The 18,894-nt window shown below is 46.2% G+C and carries 17 protein-coding genes and 1 other RNA gene; 8 read left to right on the forward strand and 10 right to left on the reverse strand.

From position 1 onward, the window contains the following. Positions 1 to 56 precede the first annotated feature (56 nt). Both BM607_RS17065 and BM607_RS17070 read left to right on the forward strand, forming a co-directional pair. Positions 57 to 1,166 carry a nucleoid-associated protein gene (locus BM607_RS17065; protein ID WP_071939923.1) on the forward strand — a complete coding sequence of 370 codons (1,110 nt, stop codon included), beginning with the start codon at positions 57 to 59 and terminating at the stop codon, positions 1,164 to 1,166. After that, positions 1,163 to 2,497, forward strand: coding sequence for a hypothetical protein (locus BM607_RS17070; protein ID WP_140393431.1), 1,335 nt, complete (start codon positions 1,163 to 1,165; stop codon positions 2,495 to 2,497). Before BM607_RS17065 ends, BM607_RS17070 begins: the two co-directional genes overlap by 4 nt. Positions 2,498 to 2,848: 351 nt before the next feature. Here BM607_RS17070 and gcvP read toward each other — a convergent pair whose 3' ends face one another. The 6 genes from gcvP to BM607_RS17100 all read right to left on the reverse strand — a co-directional run bounded on the left by gcvP (position 2,849) and on the right by BM607_RS17100 (position 11,083). Further along, the gene (gcvP, locus tag BM607_RS17075) at positions 2,849 to 5,737 is read right to left on the reverse strand and encodes an aminomethyl-transferring glycine dehydrogenase (RefSeq protein WP_071939925.1); all 2,889 of its coding nucleotides are present in this window, start codon (positions 5,735 to 5,737) and stop codon (positions 2,849 to 2,851) included. Between the two features lie 122 nt (positions 5,738 to 5,859). Then, on the reverse strand, positions 5,860 to 6,249 hold the full coding sequence (gene gcvH / locus BM607_RS17080; RefSeq protein ID WP_006080188.1) for a glycine cleavage system protein GcvH: 390 nt from the start codon (positions 6,247 to 6,249) through the stop codon (positions 5,860 to 5,862). Positions 6,250 to 6,275: 26 nt separating this feature from the next. Continuing rightward, a complete protein-coding gene (gene gcvT / locus BM607_RS17085) occupies positions 6,276 to 7,370 on the reverse strand; it encodes a glycine cleavage system aminomethyltransferase GcvT (RefSeq protein WP_011845765.1) in 1,095 nt (364 codons plus the stop codon). Between the two features lie 450 nt (positions 7,371 to 7,820). Beyond that, the gene (locus tag BM607_RS17090; RefSeq protein WP_071939926.1) at positions 7,821 to 9,044 is read right to left on the reverse strand and encodes an FAD-dependent monooxygenase; all 1,224 of its coding nucleotides are present in this window, start codon (positions 9,042 to 9,044) and stop codon (positions 7,821 to 7,823) included. Between the two features lie 44 nt (positions 9,045 to 9,088). Beyond that, on the reverse strand, positions 9,089 to 10,315 hold the full coding sequence (gene ubiH / locus BM607_RS17095) for a 2-octaprenyl-6-methoxyphenyl hydroxylase (RefSeq protein WP_071939927.1): 1,227 nt from the start codon (positions 10,313 to 10,315) through the stop codon (positions 9,089 to 9,091). Positions 10,316 to 10,507: 192 nt separating this feature from the next. Continuing rightward, the gene (locus BM607_RS17100; protein WP_006080183.1) at positions 10,508 to 11,083 is read right to left on the reverse strand and encodes a UPF0149 family protein; all 576 of its coding nucleotides are present in this window, start codon (positions 11,081 to 11,083) and stop codon (positions 10,508 to 10,510) included. A gap of 235 nt (positions 11,084 to 11,318) precedes the next feature. Here BM607_RS17100 and BM607_RS17105 point away from each other — a divergent pair, with 235 nt between their 5' ends. From BM607_RS17105 to BM607_RS17115, 3 genes are all read left to right on the forward strand, one after another. Continuing rightward, positions 11,319 to 11,621 (forward strand): cell division protein ZapA, encoded by a 303-nt coding sequence (locus BM607_RS17105; protein WP_006080182.1) that lies wholly within the window; start codon positions 11,319 to 11,321, stop codon positions 11,619 to 11,621. Between the two features lie 117 nt (positions 11,622 to 11,738). Then, positions 11,739 to 11,919, forward strand: a non-coding RNA gene (ssrS, locus tag BM607_RS17110) — 6S RNA. An 8-nt stretch (positions 11,920 to 11,927) separates the two neighbouring features. After that, complete coding sequence (locus BM607_RS17115; RefSeq protein ID WP_071939928.1) at positions 11,928 to 12,635, forward strand: 5-formyltetrahydrofolate cyclo-ligase; 708 nt, start codon at positions 11,928 to 11,930, stop codon at positions 12,633 to 12,635. Positions 12,636 to 12,666: 31 nt separating this feature from the next. Here the strand turns inward: BM607_RS17115 and folM are convergent, their stop codons facing one another. Next, positions 12,667 to 13,413 (reverse strand): dihydromonapterin reductase, encoded by a 747-nt coding sequence (folM, locus tag BM607_RS17120; RefSeq protein WP_071939929.1) that lies wholly within the window; start codon positions 13,411 to 13,413, stop codon positions 12,667 to 12,669. A 283-nt stretch (positions 13,414 to 13,696) separates the two neighbouring features. Here folM and BM607_RS17125 point away from each other — a divergent pair, with 283 nt between their 5' ends. Continuing rightward, entirely contained in the window at positions 13,697 to 14,095 is a 399-nt protein-coding gene (locus BM607_RS17125) for a DUF393 domain-containing protein (protein ID WP_071939930.1), read from the forward strand. Between the two features lie 96 nt (positions 14,096 to 14,191). Here BM607_RS17125 and mdh read toward each other — a convergent pair whose 3' ends face one another. Next, positions 14,192 to 15,127 carry a malate dehydrogenase gene (mdh, locus tag BM607_RS17130; RefSeq protein WP_006080176.1) on the reverse strand — a complete coding sequence of 312 codons (936 nt, stop codon included), beginning with the start codon at positions 15,125 to 15,127 and terminating at the stop codon, positions 14,192 to 14,194. 294 nt (positions 15,128 to 15,421) lie between these two features. Between mdh and argR the strand changes: the two genes are divergently transcribed. Beyond that, complete coding sequence (gene argR, locus BM607_RS17135) at positions 15,422 to 15,892, forward strand: transcriptional regulator ArgR (RefSeq protein WP_006080175.1); 471 nt, start codon at positions 15,422 to 15,424, stop codon at positions 15,890 to 15,892. 140 nt (positions 15,893 to 16,032) lie between these two features. Here the strand turns inward: argR and BM607_RS17140 are convergent, their stop codons facing one another. Next, positions 16,033 to 16,665 carry an NAD(P)-dependent oxidoreductase gene (locus tag BM607_RS17140; RefSeq protein ID WP_071939931.1) on the reverse strand — a complete coding sequence of 211 codons (633 nt, stop codon included), beginning with the start codon at positions 16,663 to 16,665 and terminating at the stop codon, positions 16,033 to 16,035. A 106-nt stretch (positions 16,666 to 16,771) separates the two neighbouring features. Between BM607_RS17140 and BM607_RS17145 the strand changes: the two genes are divergently transcribed. Next, complete coding sequence (locus BM607_RS17145) at positions 16,772 to 17,674, forward strand: LysR family transcriptional regulator (protein ID WP_071939932.1); 903 nt, start codon at positions 16,772 to 16,774, stop codon at positions 17,672 to 17,674. A 71-nt stretch (positions 17,675 to 17,745) separates the two neighbouring features. On the opposite strand, the gene BM607_RS17150 is transcribed toward BM607_RS17145, so the two are convergent. Beyond that, positions 17,746 to 18,681 (reverse strand): Dyp-type peroxidase, encoded by a 936-nt coding sequence (locus BM607_RS17150; RefSeq protein WP_071939933.1) that lies wholly within the window; start codon positions 18,679 to 18,681, stop codon positions 17,746 to 17,748. Between the last annotated feature and the right edge of the window lie 213 nt (positions 18,682 to 18,894).

Consider the following 18,894-nt stretch of genomic DNA (forward strand, 5'->3'; position numbering starts at 1 on the left):
ATGAATGATGCCGTAGTCTCATCGGACACTCAGCAGTAAAAAGACAGGAAATCATAATGAATTTAAATCAAGTTGTAATTCATGAGTTGGTTAAAGAGCAACATAAAAACATCAAAAAATCTATTATAAAAAAAGTTCTTTTGCCTGTAGATAATCAAATCGTGCAAAAACTGGTTTCTGGGGTGGCGAATCTATATGGAAAAAAGAATAATAGCGCACATTATGGTATTTTTAACGAAGCAGAAGAAGCTGAATACTTCCCAGAATATTTTGATAAATATCAATACATTAACCCAACTACAGATAAATCTTTTTTAGCAATAACCCAAATAGCTATGAAGCGACTAGAACACTACGCAGGAACAAGCAGTGCAAGTTCAGGTGGTTATATGTTGTTTGCTAATTACACAAATGAACAAGGAAATTTTTTTCTTGCAGCAATGCTAAAAAAGAAAGCAGGGATTACTCTGAATGATGATTTAGTACCTACAGCACTTGACGAAATTGATTTAAACAGTCTGCACCAAGCTGCAAAAATAAATTTGCAACGTTATAAAAGTTATAAATTAGCACAAGAGATAGACAGGCAAGATCTATCATATTTGAGCTTCGTAAGCCCTAGCACATCTAGATCTGCTGCTGGTTACTTCGTTATAGCTCTAGGTTGCGCAAAAGGTACAGCATCAGCAAAGGCTACAGATACTATAGTAAGTGCATCCTATCAATTCTTTAACAATACTCCAGAATTGAAAAAATATAAAAACGACTTTAAAGACTCCTTACTAAGATATTTAACTATTTGTGAATCCAAGAAAGAATCTGCGAAATTAAGTGAAGTAGAAAAAATTGCAAGAAAGTTTTTTCCTGCTGAAAATGAAAAGCAATCAGATAAACTCTCCGAAGAATTACTAGAAACATTAAACAATGAGGAAAATCGTGTACCAGTGGAGTTCCCAGTTAATAAATCAATACTGAAGAAGCATACACATTTGAGTTACAAAGGGGATAACTATCAAATTTTACTTGATAGAGGGATATTGGGTGTAACTCAAGATTCCGCCGTTCAATATGATAAAGAAAAAAGAACGTTAACATTTAGAAACATCCCTATCGAACTAATTGAGTTAGTAGAAGCTGAATTAAAAGATGCAGGCACTAACAAGTGAACTTATCAAATTTCGAAAAACTACACCAATCAATTGGCTTGCCATCAGAGTTAGTTAATAATAAGTTAAGCGGAATGATGCACTGCACTGTGCATAATCTAAATCTATTAAAAGAATGTGCTACATCACGTCACTTTAGAATCACTGAAATATCAATGGGCAACAAATCTATTGATATCGAAGATATAGATAATGTAATTGCTTGCGACTCTGAAATGACAGTCAGTATAAAAATCCTTCAGTCTGAAAACTCACTTATATTTAAGAATAAAAATGACCTATTAACTAGAAGACTCTCTCTATCGAACGGAGATAAAATTGAAGGTTTTTATTTTTATTCAACAGGAGAGAGCTCTGAAATCGGTACAGGGCTGATATTAAAAAATAAACTTGATTCAATTTGCAAACTAATTAATGGCTTAGCTGATTTAGCTCATTATCATGATAAAAAAAGTGGCACAGACAAACCAAGTTATGTTTTTGTGAATGAGAGTGACATATCTAATGGACGTCCACTTGTTATCGAGACATCAATAACAGAAGAAATGCTACTATCACCTCTGATTGATATATCAGTATTTAGTGACTTTTCATCTTCAAATTCAACAAATCCTAACATTGGTAGAGAAAAGTCAGTTTTCAGAGCGACTTTAATTGAGTATTTAAAGAACAAACCGTCAAATGAAAGTGAGTTCAACAGCTTAATTCAAGGATGGAATGATTTCCTAATCCTATTTAGAAAAAACTTCGACACATACATTAGTGGGTTTGCTTTTCACAAAGTTAGACAGGAAGTTGCAAATGCTGAACTCACCATTGCGAACGAACTATCTAAAATAATGGGAGAAATAGGTGGTAAAGTATTAGGCGTACCTATTTCCATGGTAGCTATAATACCAATTGTGAACTCCAACTCAATATTTGAAAGTTTACTCATAACTCTTGGACTTGTTATTACTTCAATCATTTCATCACAAGTAATTTTCAATCAACAAAATCAATTAGAACGAATTATTCATGCTAAAAAGATCATGTTTCCCTCTAAAGAAATTAAAAATAGCCAATATCCTGACTTTTTGAAAACTCTAGTAGCAACTGCATCTGAAAACCTAGATCTAAATCAAAGCAAAATAAATATAACATTATGGTTTTTCAGGGTAATATGCTGGCTCCCAGCCTTATTTAGCATTATAGTTTTTTATAGCCTATACGGAAATAATTTTGAAAGAGGAACATTTATATTTACAGTGTCATTTTCAGCAACAATTATTTTAATTTTAAAGAATAGAATAATAAGAGAAAAAATATTTTTAAAAGATAACGCAGATTAGTCTTAACACCCATTTAAAACGTCAGAGTAGGTATAATTCGTCACTCAACGAGTACACCAGATTAGGCATTGTTGCACCAGTGACCTTCTAAAACATGGATGTTTTAGTAGAGCCTACAAGGATGTATCTACGGCGAGTCACTGGTGTAACAGTGCGAAAGCCTGCGGCAGGCAATTGGGAAATGCTTTATCCCAAAGCCATGCAAAAGCAACTTCGCACCTGTCAATTCTGCAGAAACAATTCTTCTGAAACCCATTCAGCTAAACACTAAATTGCAGACAACAAAAAAGCGAACCGCTAAGGGTTCGCTTTTCATCAAACGTTAGACCTGAATAACGTACTATTCAGCCCTTACTCGTAGTCTGATAATGGTGCACACGAACACATTAGGTTACGGTCGCCGTATACGTCATCAATACGATTCACGGTTGGCCAGAACTTGTTGGTGCGCACTGCTGCACTTGGGAACACGGCCACTTCGCGGCTGTATGGACGCGTATCAAACTCTGGGTCCATGATATCGGCCATAGTGTGCGGGGCGTTGTGCAGCGGGTTGTTGTCCACTGGCCATTCACCTGATTCCACTTTGGCGATTTCAGCGCGGATTGACACCATAGCGTCGATGAAACGATCGAGTTCCACCTTAGATTCAGATTCCGTCGGCTCAATCATCAGAGTTCCCGCAACAGGGAAGCTCATGGTTGGTGCGTGGAAACCATAGTCATTCAAACGCTTAGCGATATCCATTTCGGTCACGCCTGAGGCTTCTTTCAGTGGGCGTAGGTCGATAATACATTCGTGCGCCACGCGATCGTTACGGCCACGGAACAATACTGGGTAGTGTTCAGACAGCTTCTTCATCACGTAGTTAGCGTTTAACAGTGCAGTTTGGGTCGACTTTTTCAGGCCTTGAGAACCTAACAGCTTAATGTACATCCAGCTGATAGGCAGAATGCCAGCGCTACCATAAGGTGCAGCAGATACAGCACCATTGTGGTCACTTTCACGACCCGGTTTAACCACAACGTGGCCCGCAACGAATGGGGCTAAGTGTGATTTCACGCCGATTGGGCCCATACCTGGGCCACCGCCGCCGTGTGGAATCGCGAAGGTTTTGTGTAAGTTAAGGTGTGATACGTCGGCACCGATAAAGCCTGGAGACGTTAAGCCAACCTGCGCGTTCATGTTGGCGCCGTCTAAGTACACTTGACCGCCGTGCTGATGCACTATGTCGCAGATTTCGCGGATAGATTCTTCATACACACCGTGGGTCGATGGGTAAGTGATCATGATGCAAGACAGGTTTCCAGCCACTTCGGCGGCTTTGGTCTTCAGATCTTCTAAATCGACGTTACCTTGCTTGTCACACGCCGTCACCACCACTTGCATACCGGCTAATTGCGCCGATGCAGGGTTAGTACCGTGGGCAGATTGCGGGATCAAACAGATGTTTCTGTGCGCATCGCCACGTGACTCATGATATTTCTTGATGGCTAACAAGCCAGCATATTCACCTTGAGCGCCTGAGTTAGGTTGGATACACACAGCGTCGTAGCCTGTGATATTCACTAACCAAGTCGACAACTCTTCAATCAACTGGGTGTAACCTTTGGCTTGATCCAGTGGGCTGAATGGGTGCATGTTGGCAAATTCAGGCCAGCTCACAGGGAGCATTTCAACCGCTGCGTTTAACTTCATGGTGCATGAGCCCAGTGAAATCATCGAGTAGTTAAGTGCTAAGTCTTTGCTTTCGAGACGTTTGATATAACGCATCATCTCGGTTTCGCTTTGATAGCGATTGAACGTTGGGTGGCTTAAAATCGCATCTTGGCGCACGAGTGCAGCAGGAATCGATTGGCTACCTTGACTCACGATTTGCGCGTCTAACGCGGCAACATCTAAACCATGGCCAGCGCCTAAGATCACATCGAACAAGGCGTCGATATCTGTGCGCAATGTGGTTTCATCTAAACTCACGCCCACAGTGCCGTCGGCATCGAAACGTAGGTTCATTTCAGCAGCCAGTGCGCGTGCATTAACAGCAGCAACATCTAAGCCTTTGATACTGATGGTATCAAACCAAGTGCTGTTGACTAAGCTCACGCCCTTCGCTTGCAAACCAGCCGCTAAAATATCGGCAAAACGGTTAATGCGTGACGCGATAGTTTTCAGGCCATCTGGGCCGTGGAATACGGCGTAGAAAGACGCCATGTTCGCTAACAAAATTTGTGCAGTACAAATGTTTGAGTTGGCTTTTTCGCGGCGGATATGTTGTTCGCGAGTTTGCATCGCCATACGCAGTGCGCGGTTACCACGGGCGTCTTTTGACACACCTATGATACGGCCAGGCATAGAACGTTTGTGTTCGTCACGGGCAACGAAGAAAGCCGCGTGTGGACCACCAAAGCCCATTGGCACGCCAAAACGCTGTGCACTACCAAATACCACATCGGCGCCCATAGAGCCCGGTGATTTCAGTAATACCAAAGACATAATGTCGGCGGCCACAGTCACAATCACATTCTTCGCACGCAGGGTTGCGAATAATTCGGTGAAGTCGGTGATTTGACCGAAACGGTTAGTATATTGGAACAAAGCACCAAACAGCTCGTAGTTAACGGCTTCGCTTGCAGGACCAACCACCACTTCAAAACCAAAACACTCAGCGCGAGTTTTCACTACGTCTAAGGTTTGCGGGAACACATCATCGGCAACGAAGAAGATATTGGCTTTTTTCGCTTTAGAAACACGCTTTGCCAGCGCCATCGCTTCGGCAGCAGCGGTTGCTTCATCTAACAAAGAAGCAGAAGCCAAATCTAAACCCGTTAAGTCCATCGACACTTGCTGGAAGTTTAGAATGGCTTCTAAACGACCTTGGGCGATTTCTGGCTGATATGGCGTGTAAGCCGTGTACCAACCTGGGTTTTCAAATACGTTACGCAGGATCACGTTTGGCACTTGAGTGCCGTAGTAACCCATACCTATGTAGCTCTTAAATACTTGGTTTTGGTCCGCTAAACCACGAATGTAGGCAATGCCTTCGGCTTCGCCGCAGGAATCACCAATGCTCAGGTCTTGGCTTAAACGGATCGACTCAGGCACGATTTGCGCGGTCAGATCTTCCAGTGACTCAGCACCAACAAAATTCAGCATCGCTTGCTGTTGGTTGCTATCTGGGCCGATATGACGACGTAAGAATAAATCGTGCTGTTCTAACTGAGTAAGGGTTTGCTTGGTCATGATAAACCTTGTTCCAGATTTGCCGAAATTCAGAACTGTAGGGTACTGATTAACGGACTGTTGTTATGTCAATCTTGCGCTAAAACAAACGAAGCCCCTCAGGGCTTCGTTAGCGTCGACGATTAATCTTCGTCGATTACAGCTTGGTAGCCTTCGGCATCCAGCAGGGCGTCGACTTCTGATTCGTCAGAAGGCATTACGCGGAAGAACCAGCCTTCGCCGTAAGCGCTGCTGTTAACGAGTTCTGGAGAATCTTCCAGGGCTTCGTTAACGGCAATCACTTCGCCAGAAATCGGGGCATAAATGTCAGACGCCGCTTTTACTGATTCAGCTACAGCACAGTCTTCACCCGCAGTTACAGTGTCGCCAACTTCTGGGAGTTCAACGAAAACCATGTCACCTAACAGCTCTTGGGCGTGCTCAGTGATACCTACTGTGTAGCTGCCGTCTTCTTCCTTGCGGATCCATTCGTGTGAAGAGGCGTATTTCAGTTCTGTCGGAATATTGCTCATTGTTCTTGTTCCTTGTTCCGTTTTTTTTAAAATGCTTGTTTACCGTTGCGCACAAAGTTTGGCGCTACCACTCTAACAGCCACACGTTTTTTACGCATTTCGACTTCCGCCGTATCCCCAATCGAGTTAGGAACACGCGCCATCGCAATAGAATAGCCCAATGTTGGCGAGAAAGTACCGCTGGTAATCACGCCTTGGTGCTCAACACCGGCTGAGTCGGTGAAAAATACTGGCATATCATGGCGTAACACGCCCTTTTCTTCCATCACTAGACCAACAAGTTTGTCGGTTCCGGCATCGCGAAGTGTTTCGAGGGCTTTACGGCCGATAAAGTCACGGTCGCTCGGTTCCCATGCGATGGTCCAGCCCATGTTGGCGGCCAATGGGTTGATGGTTTCGTCCATGTCTAAGCCGTAAAGATTCATACCGGCTTCGAGGCGCAGAGTGTCACGGGCACCGAGACCACAAGGTTTAACACCTTGATCTAACAATGCTTGCCACATGGCCTCTGCTTCGTTTTCTGGGACGATAATTTCATAGCCCGCTTCGCCTGTGTAACCCGTAGTCGCAATAAACAGAGAACCGGCTTGCTTACCGAAGAAAGGTTTCATGCCTTCGATGGCGGCGTTTTGCTCGGCACTGAGCACGGCAGCGGCTTTCGCTTTAGCGTTAGGACCTTGAACGGCGATCATCGCCAGCTCTGGACGCTCAGTCACAGTGACATCAAAACCTTGGGATTGCTTGGCGATCCAAGCGAGATCTTTTTCGCGAGTCGCTGAGTTCACTACCACGCGGTAGTTAGTGTCAGTGAGGTAGTAAGTGATGAGGTCGTCGATGACGCCAGCATTTTCGTCTAACATGCCGCCGTATAAGGCTTTACCTGGAACTTTAAGCTTAGCCACATCGTTTGCCAGCAACTTACGCAGAAATGCACAAGCGTCGTTACCAATCACATCAACCACAGTCATGTGGGAAACGTCGAACATACCCGCGTCTTGACGCACGGCATTGTGTTCTTCGATTTGTGAACCATAGTTGAGGGGCATGTCCCAACCGTGGAAGTCGACCATCTTAGCGTTTGATTCTAAGTGCTTGTTAAACAGAATAGTTTTGTTAGCCATTGTTATCCCTTTTTTGCGGCCTTTTTCAGGTCTCTGCCTAGTGTAGGGTAATATCAATCCGGTTAAATATCTGGCTATTGCAGCGATTTGCCAATGTTTACCATTGGCCGCCCTTCGGAAGCAACTCACACATTCCACTTCTGCGTTGCATTGGCTTGAAAGGAATTGACCCTTTCTGCATCAATGCGTCTTGAATTGAAACGCCTGATTGGCTCTGAACTAATCAGATATTTATCGTGATTGTTATAAATACTAGGGTCTAAAATGCGGCGAAATTATACCTTGCGTCACAAATTTGTATACAGGAGATTTTTCTAATCCGAAGTCAGTGTCATTAGATTTTCTCATCTTTAACATGTAATTTTTTTACATGCGAAGACCAGATTTGCGCAGCTTGCAGTCAATATGCTGATATTAGCGGCAATTCTGATCACATTAGCGCAACCGAGGCTAACGACATAACTTAGGCAGCGCCGACTTATTGCCCATGGCCTGTTGTATGAACACTGTTTTCAGCCCAGCGACATTATCAACCAGATTTAAGCCCAGATCGCGGATCGCTTTTTTCAGCGGATTCGTCCCTTCGAATAAGCGTTTAAAGCCTTCCATCGCCGCGATCATCTCCATCGCATCGGCTTTACGCCAACGTTCCAGCGCGCGCAGCTGGGCATAATCGCCGATATCTTTACCCGCTTGCTGTAATTCGCTGATGACTTCGATGATGCTGGCCGCATCTAAAAAGCCGAGGTTAACCCCTTGGCCAGCCAGCGGATGGATAGTATGGGCGGCGTCGCCTGCCAACACTAAACGGTGGCGGGCAAAATGGCGGGCGTAGCGCATCCGTAATGGAAAGGCTTGGCGCTCGCTTTCCAACTGGCAAATCCCCAAACGACCGTCAAAAGCCGCGGTTAAGTTGCGCTCGAATTGCACTTTGTCCATCGCTAATAATTCATTGGCACGCTCGGGCGGCACCGACCAGACGATGGAGCAGAGATTGTCTTCATACAGGGGTAAAAATGCTAACGGGCCGTCCTTTAAAAACACTTGACGGGCGGTGGCAAGGTGCGGCATTTCGGTGCGGATCGTCGCGACGATTGCGTGGTGGCCGTAATCCCAAAATGTCAGCGGGATCTTACATTGCTCACGCACCCAAGAGTTGGCGCCATCGGCAGCGATCACCAAGGCAGCACTCACACTTTCGATGCCAGACTCGGCACCATTGGCGAGGGTCAGCCAAGCTTCGCGCTCACCAAAGGCAATGCGTTCTAAGCGTTGATTTTCGATATGGGTGATATTGTCAAACTCAGCGACGCGTTTCGCCAGCGCAAAGCTAATGGCATCGTTTTCGATAATCGCGCCAAGACTGGTTTCGCTGATGCTGTTGGCGTCAAAGGCAATTTTGCCGAAACCGTCTTTATCCCACACCGCCATTTTTTGATAAGGCGTGGCGCGGGAAGTGTCTAAATAAGTCCATGCACCTAAGTTTTCTAACAAGCGCTGACTCGCCTTATTGATGGCGCTCACCCGTAAACGCGGCTCGCCGACAACGGCATCCGTGTGGCCCGCATCGATAACGACGACATTAAGATTGGCCTGTGCCAATCCAATCGCGGTGGCGAGTCCCACCATGCCGCCACCCACAATGGCGATGTCATAGGCTTGTGAACTTAACATGGGTACATCCTTTTCGCGTTGCGATAACAGTAATGAAAAGCGAGTTATTTCCAGCCCATCGCCTTTTGAGCAACAGGGGTTTTAAGTGGCGGAAACCAAGATAATAAGCGCAAGCCTAAGTTACGACCCAGCGCCATCGGCCAGTATTGGTTTGAAAAGCCACGGACTAAAAATTCGATGTTGCGGATAGTGCTGTTTCTGTCGTGCTCACGGGCATTGAGATAAGCATGGGTCACGGCGGCGGAGCCAATATTATCACCCTGATCTAGCGCCGTCTTGAGCACCTCAAGTAAGCTAACTACATCCCGCAGGCCTAGGTTAAATCCTTGCCCCGCAATTGGATGCAGCGTCTGCGCCGCATTGCCGATAAACACACATCTGTGATGGATTGGCCTTGGCATATACGACAAATTAAGCGGATAAGCATGGCGCGCGCTGACATCGATAAACGTGCCTGCTCGATAACCAAAGGCCTGCTGCAGCGCTGCTAAAAACTCGGCCTTAGGTGCGGTTTGCATCTGTTTAGCCCGTGCATCATCGAGCGCCCACACCAGCGATAAGCGAGGTTGACCTTGAATATCGCCCATAGGCAATAACGCTAAGGGACCCGTTTGGGTAAAACGCTCATAGGCCCAATGTTGATGCGGCTTGTCGGTTTGAATATTGGCAATAATCGCGGTTTGCTCGAAGGCCACTTGAGTCACGGGCAAATCAAAACTGCTGCGTACTTTGGATTGCAGACCATCGGCGGCGACCACGAGTTTTGCTTTAAGGCGCTCGCCCGTGTCGAGCACTAAGGTGTGGCCTTCAACGGCGGGTTCCACTTGGGCAAGCTTGGCGGGGCAATAGAGTTTTACCTCGCTCTTGTTCAACTCGTTAAACAACACTTGGCCGACACGCTCAAGCTCGACCACTTGGCCTAAGGCATCTAAATGAAACTGCGCAGCATTGAGTTCTGTCATGCCAAAGTGGCCGCGATCCGATACATGGATATTTTCAATCGCCGTGCCTAAATGGGCGAGCTTTGGCCAGAGGCCTAAACGGGATAATTCGAAAATAGAACCATGGGCGATAGCGATGGAGCGAGCATCGAATCCGGGGTGTTGTTTATCGGGAAGGTGCGCCTCGATTAAGGCGACGGAAAGCGGCCGAGCTGCGGATAAAGAAAGACGCGCGAGAGCTAACGCGAGAGTCGCCCCCGCCATCGCACCGCCTACAATCGCGATGTCGACGTGTTGAACTGAAGTATCCATGTGATTTGTGGCCGTCATGGGGATCTCATTCAAGCTTTGGCATGGCACTAAAGCATGTAAACATAAGAGATGTAAACATCAGTGCTATGCACTCAAAAACACCAGTGCTATGGATTCAAAGGCAGGTTTGCCCGCCTTTGATATCAAATAAAGCCACTACTGCGTTAACTTATTAAGCATTAAACCTAAGCGCTAAACAATCACGGTAAATTAATGCACCACCGCAGTATCGTCGGTCTCGCCAAGCGGGATCTCAGGGCCAAACTCCGAGTAACACATAATGGCGGCGATGCGCACAAACTCGAGTAGTTCAGTGTAAGCGGCTTCAGATTCTTCATCGTCGGCAACATCAAATTCCACTTGGGCAATTTCTGCCAAATCTTTGATCACTTCACGCACTTCTGCCGAGGCTTGATTCAGTTTCGGCTGAATAATTGCCATGCCAGTCAAAAAGCTTTGGGTCCAAAGGGACAAGGCTTCAACACGTTGGCTGAGCGGCTCTTCTTCTTCGGGCAACAGCGGCATGAAACCAAATTCAAAATCCACTAAACGCGCGACAGAATCATTAAACAAATCACACACTAATTGGTGCAACTGCGCTGGCAAAGGTTGACCATCGTTCATCAAGTCAAATAAAGGCTTGATCCAAGTGTCACCAGTTTGCGCTACACCACCGCAAATTAAACCGACTAAAGCACCGTGAACTTCTACCGGATGTTGGCCGATTTCAGCCGCATCTAAGGCGAGTTTTAAGCTGTCGATACGTAACGAAGGAGGGGTTGCCATGTCAGATCCCAATAAGATTTTTCCAGCAGCAATGCTAGCAGAGATAAAGACTTGAACCAATACTGAATCCCAATAATGGCGAAATCGGCCACACCCTGATAAAAAATTATCCAACTGCTCACACAAACAGCAAACAAAACCGCCAAAGACCAATCCATTTGCGGCTTACCTTGCACTTTTAATATCAGCCCTATATAGTCCGCCCTAAGAGGCTAACGAAAGGATCACCCGCGACATGAGTAACAGTGCTGTTGAAATTACCCTACTTGGGCGCACCTACTCTATCGCTTGCCCGAAAGGTCAAGAGGATGCCTTACGTACGGTAGCGTTGGGAGTTGAACAACAACTCACAGCGTTAAAAACCCGAACCAATAGCCTAAGCCGCGAAGAAATTGCCATTATGGCGGCGCTGAATATTGGGCACGAGTTGTTCCAAGAAAAGCAAAAAAATAAGCATTATATGCAACAGATGGACGACAGGATCAGCTTGCTGCAGTCGACCCTCGAAAATGCCTTAGTTGAGCGTTCAACTAAATAGATTTAAACTGTGTGCCTTGGTGATTTAACACCATTTGAGTTAAACCGACTGACGCACAGTGAATGGCTAAACTGGCTTATCTAAATAAACCAATGTTTTAGCGATTCAATACCGTTTTGCTCCCTGGGATGCATGCCAACTGGTAATGTCCCTGTGCCGATAATTTTTATCTCAGGGTGAATGCTTTACTGACATTGAGCATGCTCGGCTTGTACCGAGAAGCCTTAGGAGGTAATCATTTACCCGCCTTGAACCTACGGTTCAAGGGCTACACCGGTAGCGGCATTCTGGGGAGCATCTTAATTTATGTCTACATCCTCCAAACTTTCTCATTTCCCCCCCCAAAGCGACACGTCGCACCTTGCCGTAGAGGTTGCTACTGTTGGTGAAATGACTGATGTCGCCAGCCATGCGGCAAATATCGCCATTCATACGCAAGAAAACCGCAATCAGTTACGCAAAAGCATTCGTACCGCACGCAAATCCCTTTCAGAAACCGAGCAAACCCAAGCAAGCTTAAGCGCCAGCCAACGCATGCTCGATTCATTGCAGGCCCAAAATGCGCAACATGTGGCGCTGTATCTCACCCACGATGGCGAACTCGCCACGCCGCCGCTGATCGCTGTGCTGTGGCAATTGGGCATTCACACCTATCTGCCAAGGTTGCATCCCTTCAATGCTGGGCAACTGTTATTCCTGCATTACAGTGCTGATACCCCGATGCAGGCGAATCAATTCGGCATCTTAGAACCTAAGTTAGATGTGCGCGCCATTATCCCAGTAACAGAGCTAGATGTGGTTATCACGCCCTTGGTGGCGTTTGATTTAATGGGGAATCGCATGGGCATGGGCGGCGGTTATTACGATAGGACGCTGGCAAACTGGCAGCTTAAAGGTAAACCTTTGCCTATGGGTTACGCCCACGACTGCCAGCAAGTGGTGAGTTTACCCTGCGAGCATTGGGATGTGCCTTTGCCATTCATCATCACCCCAAGTCGCGTACTGACGTTTTAAGCCATTAGCTGTTGCTCGAAAAATCAAATGACTATTTTAACTGGCGGCCGCCATCGACATTATGGCAACGACCTGTGACGTAACGGCTATTAAGCAGGTAGTCCACGAGTTCAATAATCTCCGCATTCCCCGCCTCTTTCGGCAACAGCGCTTTGGCTAAGGTTTTTTGCTGATAGACGGCGTCATCACCCGTATTAAAGAGGATCATCGCTGGTGCAATCGAATTGACTTTCACCTCGGGCGCGAATTTGGCGGCAAAGGATAGCGTCATATTGTGCAGCGCGGCTTTACTGGCGGCATAGGCTATGTGCTTCTGACTGCCCTTCTCTGCCACGTAATCGGTAATATGAATCACATCACTGCCGCCGATTTCATCGCCAGCAGCGGCACGTAGCTGCGCCTCTAAGGCCAAGTTCAACTGATAGGGCACGCTCACATGCACTTGCATCATCCGCTGCAGCACTTGGCTCGGCGCAAAAGTGGTACTCTTTAAAGGCTCATTCTTTATAAGAACAGGATCCGGCAGCCAGTCCGAAGCATTGTGAATAATGGCGCGAATTTGAGGCAGTTGAGTTAACTCATCAATTAAGGATTGCACTTGGGCATCGTCATAAAAATCGCAGGGATACAGAGTCGCACCTAAAGCGTTCAGCTCATCAATGCTATCGTAATGGCTGCGATAAGTACCAATCACCTGCTGACCTTGGGCGAGAAAATGTTTGGCTAAGGCGTAACCTATGCGTTTACCCACGCCTGTGATTATGATGGGAGATGTCATACCTATCCTTTTGATTCGTCATTGCTCAGGTTTTACCTTGCTTACTTAAAAATCAGCAATCAAGTTAACCTGATGAATAACCAAGATGTTACTGTACTCGTTTGAATTTAACCTAACAAAAAACCAAATGAGACGCGGATTCAATTTAAAATCAGCGTTGATTTAAAATCAGCTGCGATCTAAAACCCTTTATTCTGCGTATAGGTTATAAGAAACCAAGCTTAAGTGCACAAGCCAAGAGCTTAGAGCAAGTATTGTGATCAAGTCATCAGAGGTGGACCCGATGGAACTGCGGATTTTTTATGATGGTAACTGTCCATTATGTAGCGCCGAAATGCGTCAACTGAAAGCGCGCGATCCCAACAACTTGATTGCGCTTGAGGATTTAAATGCATCCGACTTTAACGAGCGTTTCAGCCATATCGATAAAGACTACGCCAATACTATTCTTCACGGTGAAACCGCAAAGGGCGAAGTGTTACTCGGGTTAGATGTCACCTGTAAAGCGTGGGCACTGACAGGCACGCGTGCTTGGATCCAACTGTTACGCCTGCCCGTGATTAAAACTGTGGCCGATTGGACTTACCTGCGCTTTGCAAAACACAGATATCGCATCTCTTATTTACTGACGGGCAAAGCCCGCTGTGACGATAACTGCCAAATTCCCACCAAACGCCGCTGAATGAGCTTTAGAAAGTGTAAAACGCAGGCATAAAAAAACGGAGCTCAATGGCTCCGTTTTTTAATTCGTCATAATCTAAAAAGATTATCCGAAAGATTATTTAACGAAATCAACGCCTAGTTTGATATCGCCTTTCAGCGTATCTAACATAGAATCACGAGCGTTAGCTTCGAATGCACTCACTTCACCGTAAGGCAGTACTTTTTCAATACCGTTTTTGCCTAACAGCACAGGTTGTGCGAAGAACTCTGCGTGCTCGCTGCCGCCGTCAACATAGGCGCATTCAACGATGTTAGCTTCGCCTTGCAGACCACGAACCAAAGACAGACCGAAACGGCAAGCCGCTTGACCCATAGACAGAGTCGCGCTTCCGCCACCGGCTTTAGCTTCAACCACTTCTGTACCCGCGTTTTGGATGCGAGTAGTCAGACTTGCCACTTCTTCGTCAGTGAAAGTCGCACCTTCTACTTGAGACAGTAATGGCAGAATGGTCACGCCGCTGTGGCCGCCGATCACATTGACTTTAACGTCAGCAACATTCAGGCCTTTTAATTCGGCGATGAAAGTTTCAGAACGGATCACGTCTAATGTCGTGATACCGAACAGACGGTTCTTATCGTAAACACCCGCTTTCTTCATCACTTCTGCAGCGATAGCGACAGTCGTGTTGACTGGGTTAGTGATAATGCCAACCAAAGCCGTAGGGCAAGTTGCCGCTACTTTTTCGATCAGGTTGCGAACGATACCAGCATTGATATTGAACAGATCTGAACGATCCATACCAGGCTTACGCGCAACACCAGCAGAAATTAGAACAACGTCAGCACCCACTAGGGCAGGCGTTGGATCTTCACCAGCAAAACCTTTGATTTCAACAGCAGTCGGGATGTGGCTCAAGTCAACCGCAACACCCGGAGTAACCGGTGCGATATCATATAGAGACAAATGTGAACCCGCAGGCAGTTGAGTTTTTAACAGTAGGGCAAGAGCCTGGCCGATACCACCAGCAGCACCAAGTACAGCAACTTTCATAGTTATCTCCGTTATTTCTCGGATATGTGTGACATGGATCTAATTTACGTTGGCGTCACATTACTGGAATGTCACAACAATTTCAATTATCCCTTAGTCGTGGGACAAAAGAATTCCGGAATAAGTTAGAAGCAATGTAGAACAATTACTCAAATTGGTATTTTTAAGCCCACAGCAAACGCTTAACCACAGGGAGTTAGTGAATTTTTATTCAACCAATCTGGTTATTTGTTGACAATTTTTCTAAAAATATTCAAAATGGGCCTGTTTTTTTGAATAACGAATAATAATATTATGCAAACGACCAAGAATCAGGATGACCTTGTTAGAATTTTTAAGTCGATTTTAAAAGAAGAGCGCTTTGGCTCTCAAAGTGAAATCGTCACCGCCTTGCAAGCTGAAGGCTTTGGTAATATTAACCAATCAAAAGTATCACGCATGCTCAGCAAGTTCGGCGCAGTGCGGACTCGCAACGCTAAGCAAGAGATGGTGTATTGCTTGCCGGCCGAATTAGGCGTACCAACCGCGGGTAGCCCGTTGAAGAATTTGGTACTCGATGTCGATCATAACCAAGCGATGATCGTCGTGCGAACTAGCCCAGGTGCCGCGCAGCTGATTGCCCGTTTATTGGATTCTATCGGTAAACCAGAAGGCATTTTGGGCACAATTGCTGGTGATGACACTATCTTTATTTGTCCATCGAGCATCCAAGATATCGCCGATACCTTAGAAACCATCAAATCTTTATTCAATTACGCAGAATAAAAAAACAGGTCAGCAAGCTGACCTGTTCTATTTCATCTGTACGCATTTCTGTCCAATCTTGCGCTGATTATTTGGCCATTGTCCCGATTACGTTACACATTTAAGCCAATCTCGCGCGCACCGATGTTTATACGCTAAGGTCAGTAAGCCACACTGATGCGCTGATTTGCGTGAGTGCCCTGTTCGGCCTCATCTAACATGGCTTTAGCGTAATCCGTAACAGAAATGTGGCTGCGACCATTGGCATCGGTAAAGAAGCTGTCGCCACCAAGGCGATATGGGCCTTCACTCTCGCCAGGATAAATCTCAGCGGCTGGGCTCACAAAGGTCCAATTAATTGCAGTTTGCGCCGCACGGAATACCTGCAAAGCTTCACCCTGAGCTAACGCCTCATCTTTATATGCAGCGGGGAAATCTGGGCTAGAAACCAGAGTCACACCCGGTGCCACTTCTAAGCTCCCTGCGCCACCAACCCACAATAAACGTGGCACCTTAGCGTTAGGCAGCACATCCAGTAAATGCTGAACCGTACTCGCCACTAGGCCATGATTTTGTTGTGCGCGGCCACCAACAGAGGCAATGACAACATCTACGCCAGCAAAGGGTTGCGCAACTAATGGCTGCTCTAAATCCACAGCATGCACAGCCACATCAGTAGCGGATAACTTGCTCGGATCACGCACTAGCGCTGTTACTTGGTGCCCACGGCTCAATGCTTCTTTTAAAATTGCACCACCAATCCAACCTGTTGCACCTAAAATTGCGATTTTCATTTCGTTAACTCTCTCTGATGATTTACATTGAAGCCAGTTTACTTGCAGTGGTTCACGTGATAAACATCAATAAATGAGCATGATTGTTTCAGTTTGAGGTACTAATATGGATAAAATTGCCGCAATACGCAGTTTCGTCGAAGTGGCAAACTGCGGCAGCTTTACCAAAGCTGCCGAACATTTAGACCTCAGCCGCCTGCAGGTGTCCCGCCATATTCAAGAAGTGGAGCAGTGGTTGAGTTTGCGCTTACTACACCGTACCACCCGCAGCGTCAGCTTGACCTTGCAAGGCGAAGAAGCGCTGCAATTTTGCCAGCGAATATTAAGTGAAGTCGCCGCCATGGAAAGCCGCGCCCACAGCCATAACAGTGAACTAGTGGGCAGTATTCGCATCGCCACACCGATTGGCCTTGGGCAGCACAGCCTGTTTGATGTTGTCGATCGCTTTATTAAAATTCACCCTAAGGTCAGCATTCAGCTGGTGATGTCAGACAGTTTTGCCCAATTGGTGGATGAGCGAGTCGATGTGGCGCTGCGCTACACCGAGCAGCCCGATGAGAATTTGATTGCCCGCCGTTTAATGACCATAGATGCCGTGATCTGCGCTGCGCCGAGTTACCTTGATAGCAACACACCACTTGTCGAGCCCATCGATCTACTGGCTCACAACTGCCTGATACACTCGGCGCAACAAAATTGGCCTTTCCTAAAAGAGCAGCAAGCCGAGCACGTGAAAGTCACAGGCAATCTTAAAGCTAACGACATGGGCGTATTGGTGAGTGCGGCGCTGCGGGGACATGGCATAGTGCGCTTGCCATGCGACTTAGCCAATCAATACCTTGCCAGCGGCCAGCTCAAAGAAGTGTTACCCGACTTTACGACGCCAGGCCAAACCCTGTGGGCTGTGTACTTGTCCCGCAGTTATCAGCAAAATCTGGTGCGCGCCTTTATCGATTTCACTGCCCAGCAATGGCAACTCGATATCAAAAAATGGCTCCCTGCGCATTAGCATAAAAAACGCACTTAGGCGTTAGCGTAAGTGCGTTTAATTGATGCTGAATCTGCGCAGATATCGAAAGCTTATTCGTCGAATTGCAGCATAAAATCCAATGCGGGGGCAAAGAAGGATGAGCCTGTCATCGCCTTAGTAAAATGCATCAAATGATCATGGTTACCTTCGCCATCACCAAACATCATACTATGCAGCATCTTTTCAAAATGCTCAGGCGTACGGCAGTTAGAGATAAACATTAATCCCTGCTCTTTCAGTGAACCATAGGGCATGCTCTGGCGCAGGATTTCCATCGACTGACCGTTCTCATCTTTAAGATTCACCCGCTTGATATGGCTGGTCAGTGGCTTATCTTCTGACTCATACTCGATATTATCTTGCTTAGTACGGCCGATAATATCTTCTTGTTTTTTAACCGGTAATCTATGCCACTTACTCAAGTTATGGGCATACTTTTGCACGTGAATATAGCTGCCGCCCCTAAACTCAGGATCTTCATCACCAACCAGAGCGACTTCTTGACGGTGACGCCCCTTAGGGTTTTCAGTGCCATCAACAAAGCCGGTTAAATCGCGGCTATCCATAAATCGAAAGCCACGTTCTTCATCGACTAGTTCCACTAAGTCTTCAAACATTTGGCTGATTTCATTAGCGACTAAATGCAGAATATCGTAACGATCGCAGCGGATATGCACGAACAAATCATATTCAATGGCCGGCGCTTCGCGGCTGCCGACTTGCATCGCAGGGAAAGGCTTAAGCATTTCAGGACGCGCATTAGGATAGAGGCTATCCCAATAGTTAGCGCCAATCCCTACAAAACCATTGAATGCACTGTCAGAATACTGATCTGTCAGCTCATAAATATACTGCGCAACGTTGGCAAGACAGGGACGTAATTGTGACTCTACATTGTCATTGGCATTAAACATCAAATAGACACTGTGTAAGTTCCCCTCTGCACACACACCCAACTGTTCACGCGGCATATTTTGTATATCCATTTGGTTATCACCCTTTTTCTAAATTCATTTTCGGCAATATTATCCGCAACTTTACCTGAAAATGACATTAACTAACGCACAGTTTGTTCTGGTTTATCATGATAATGCTCACTACGCAGCGTTATCGCGCCCAAGATCCCTAAATGTAAAAATTGACGAGACTGTAAAAGTCTCGTCAATCAGTTTAATCGAATAAATGAAGCAAAGCTTACT

Origin of the sequence: Shewanella sp. SACH (assembly GCF_001887095.2) — a bacterium.
GTDB lineage: Bacteria > Pseudomonadota > Gammaproteobacteria > Enterobacterales > Shewanellaceae > Shewanella > Shewanella baltica.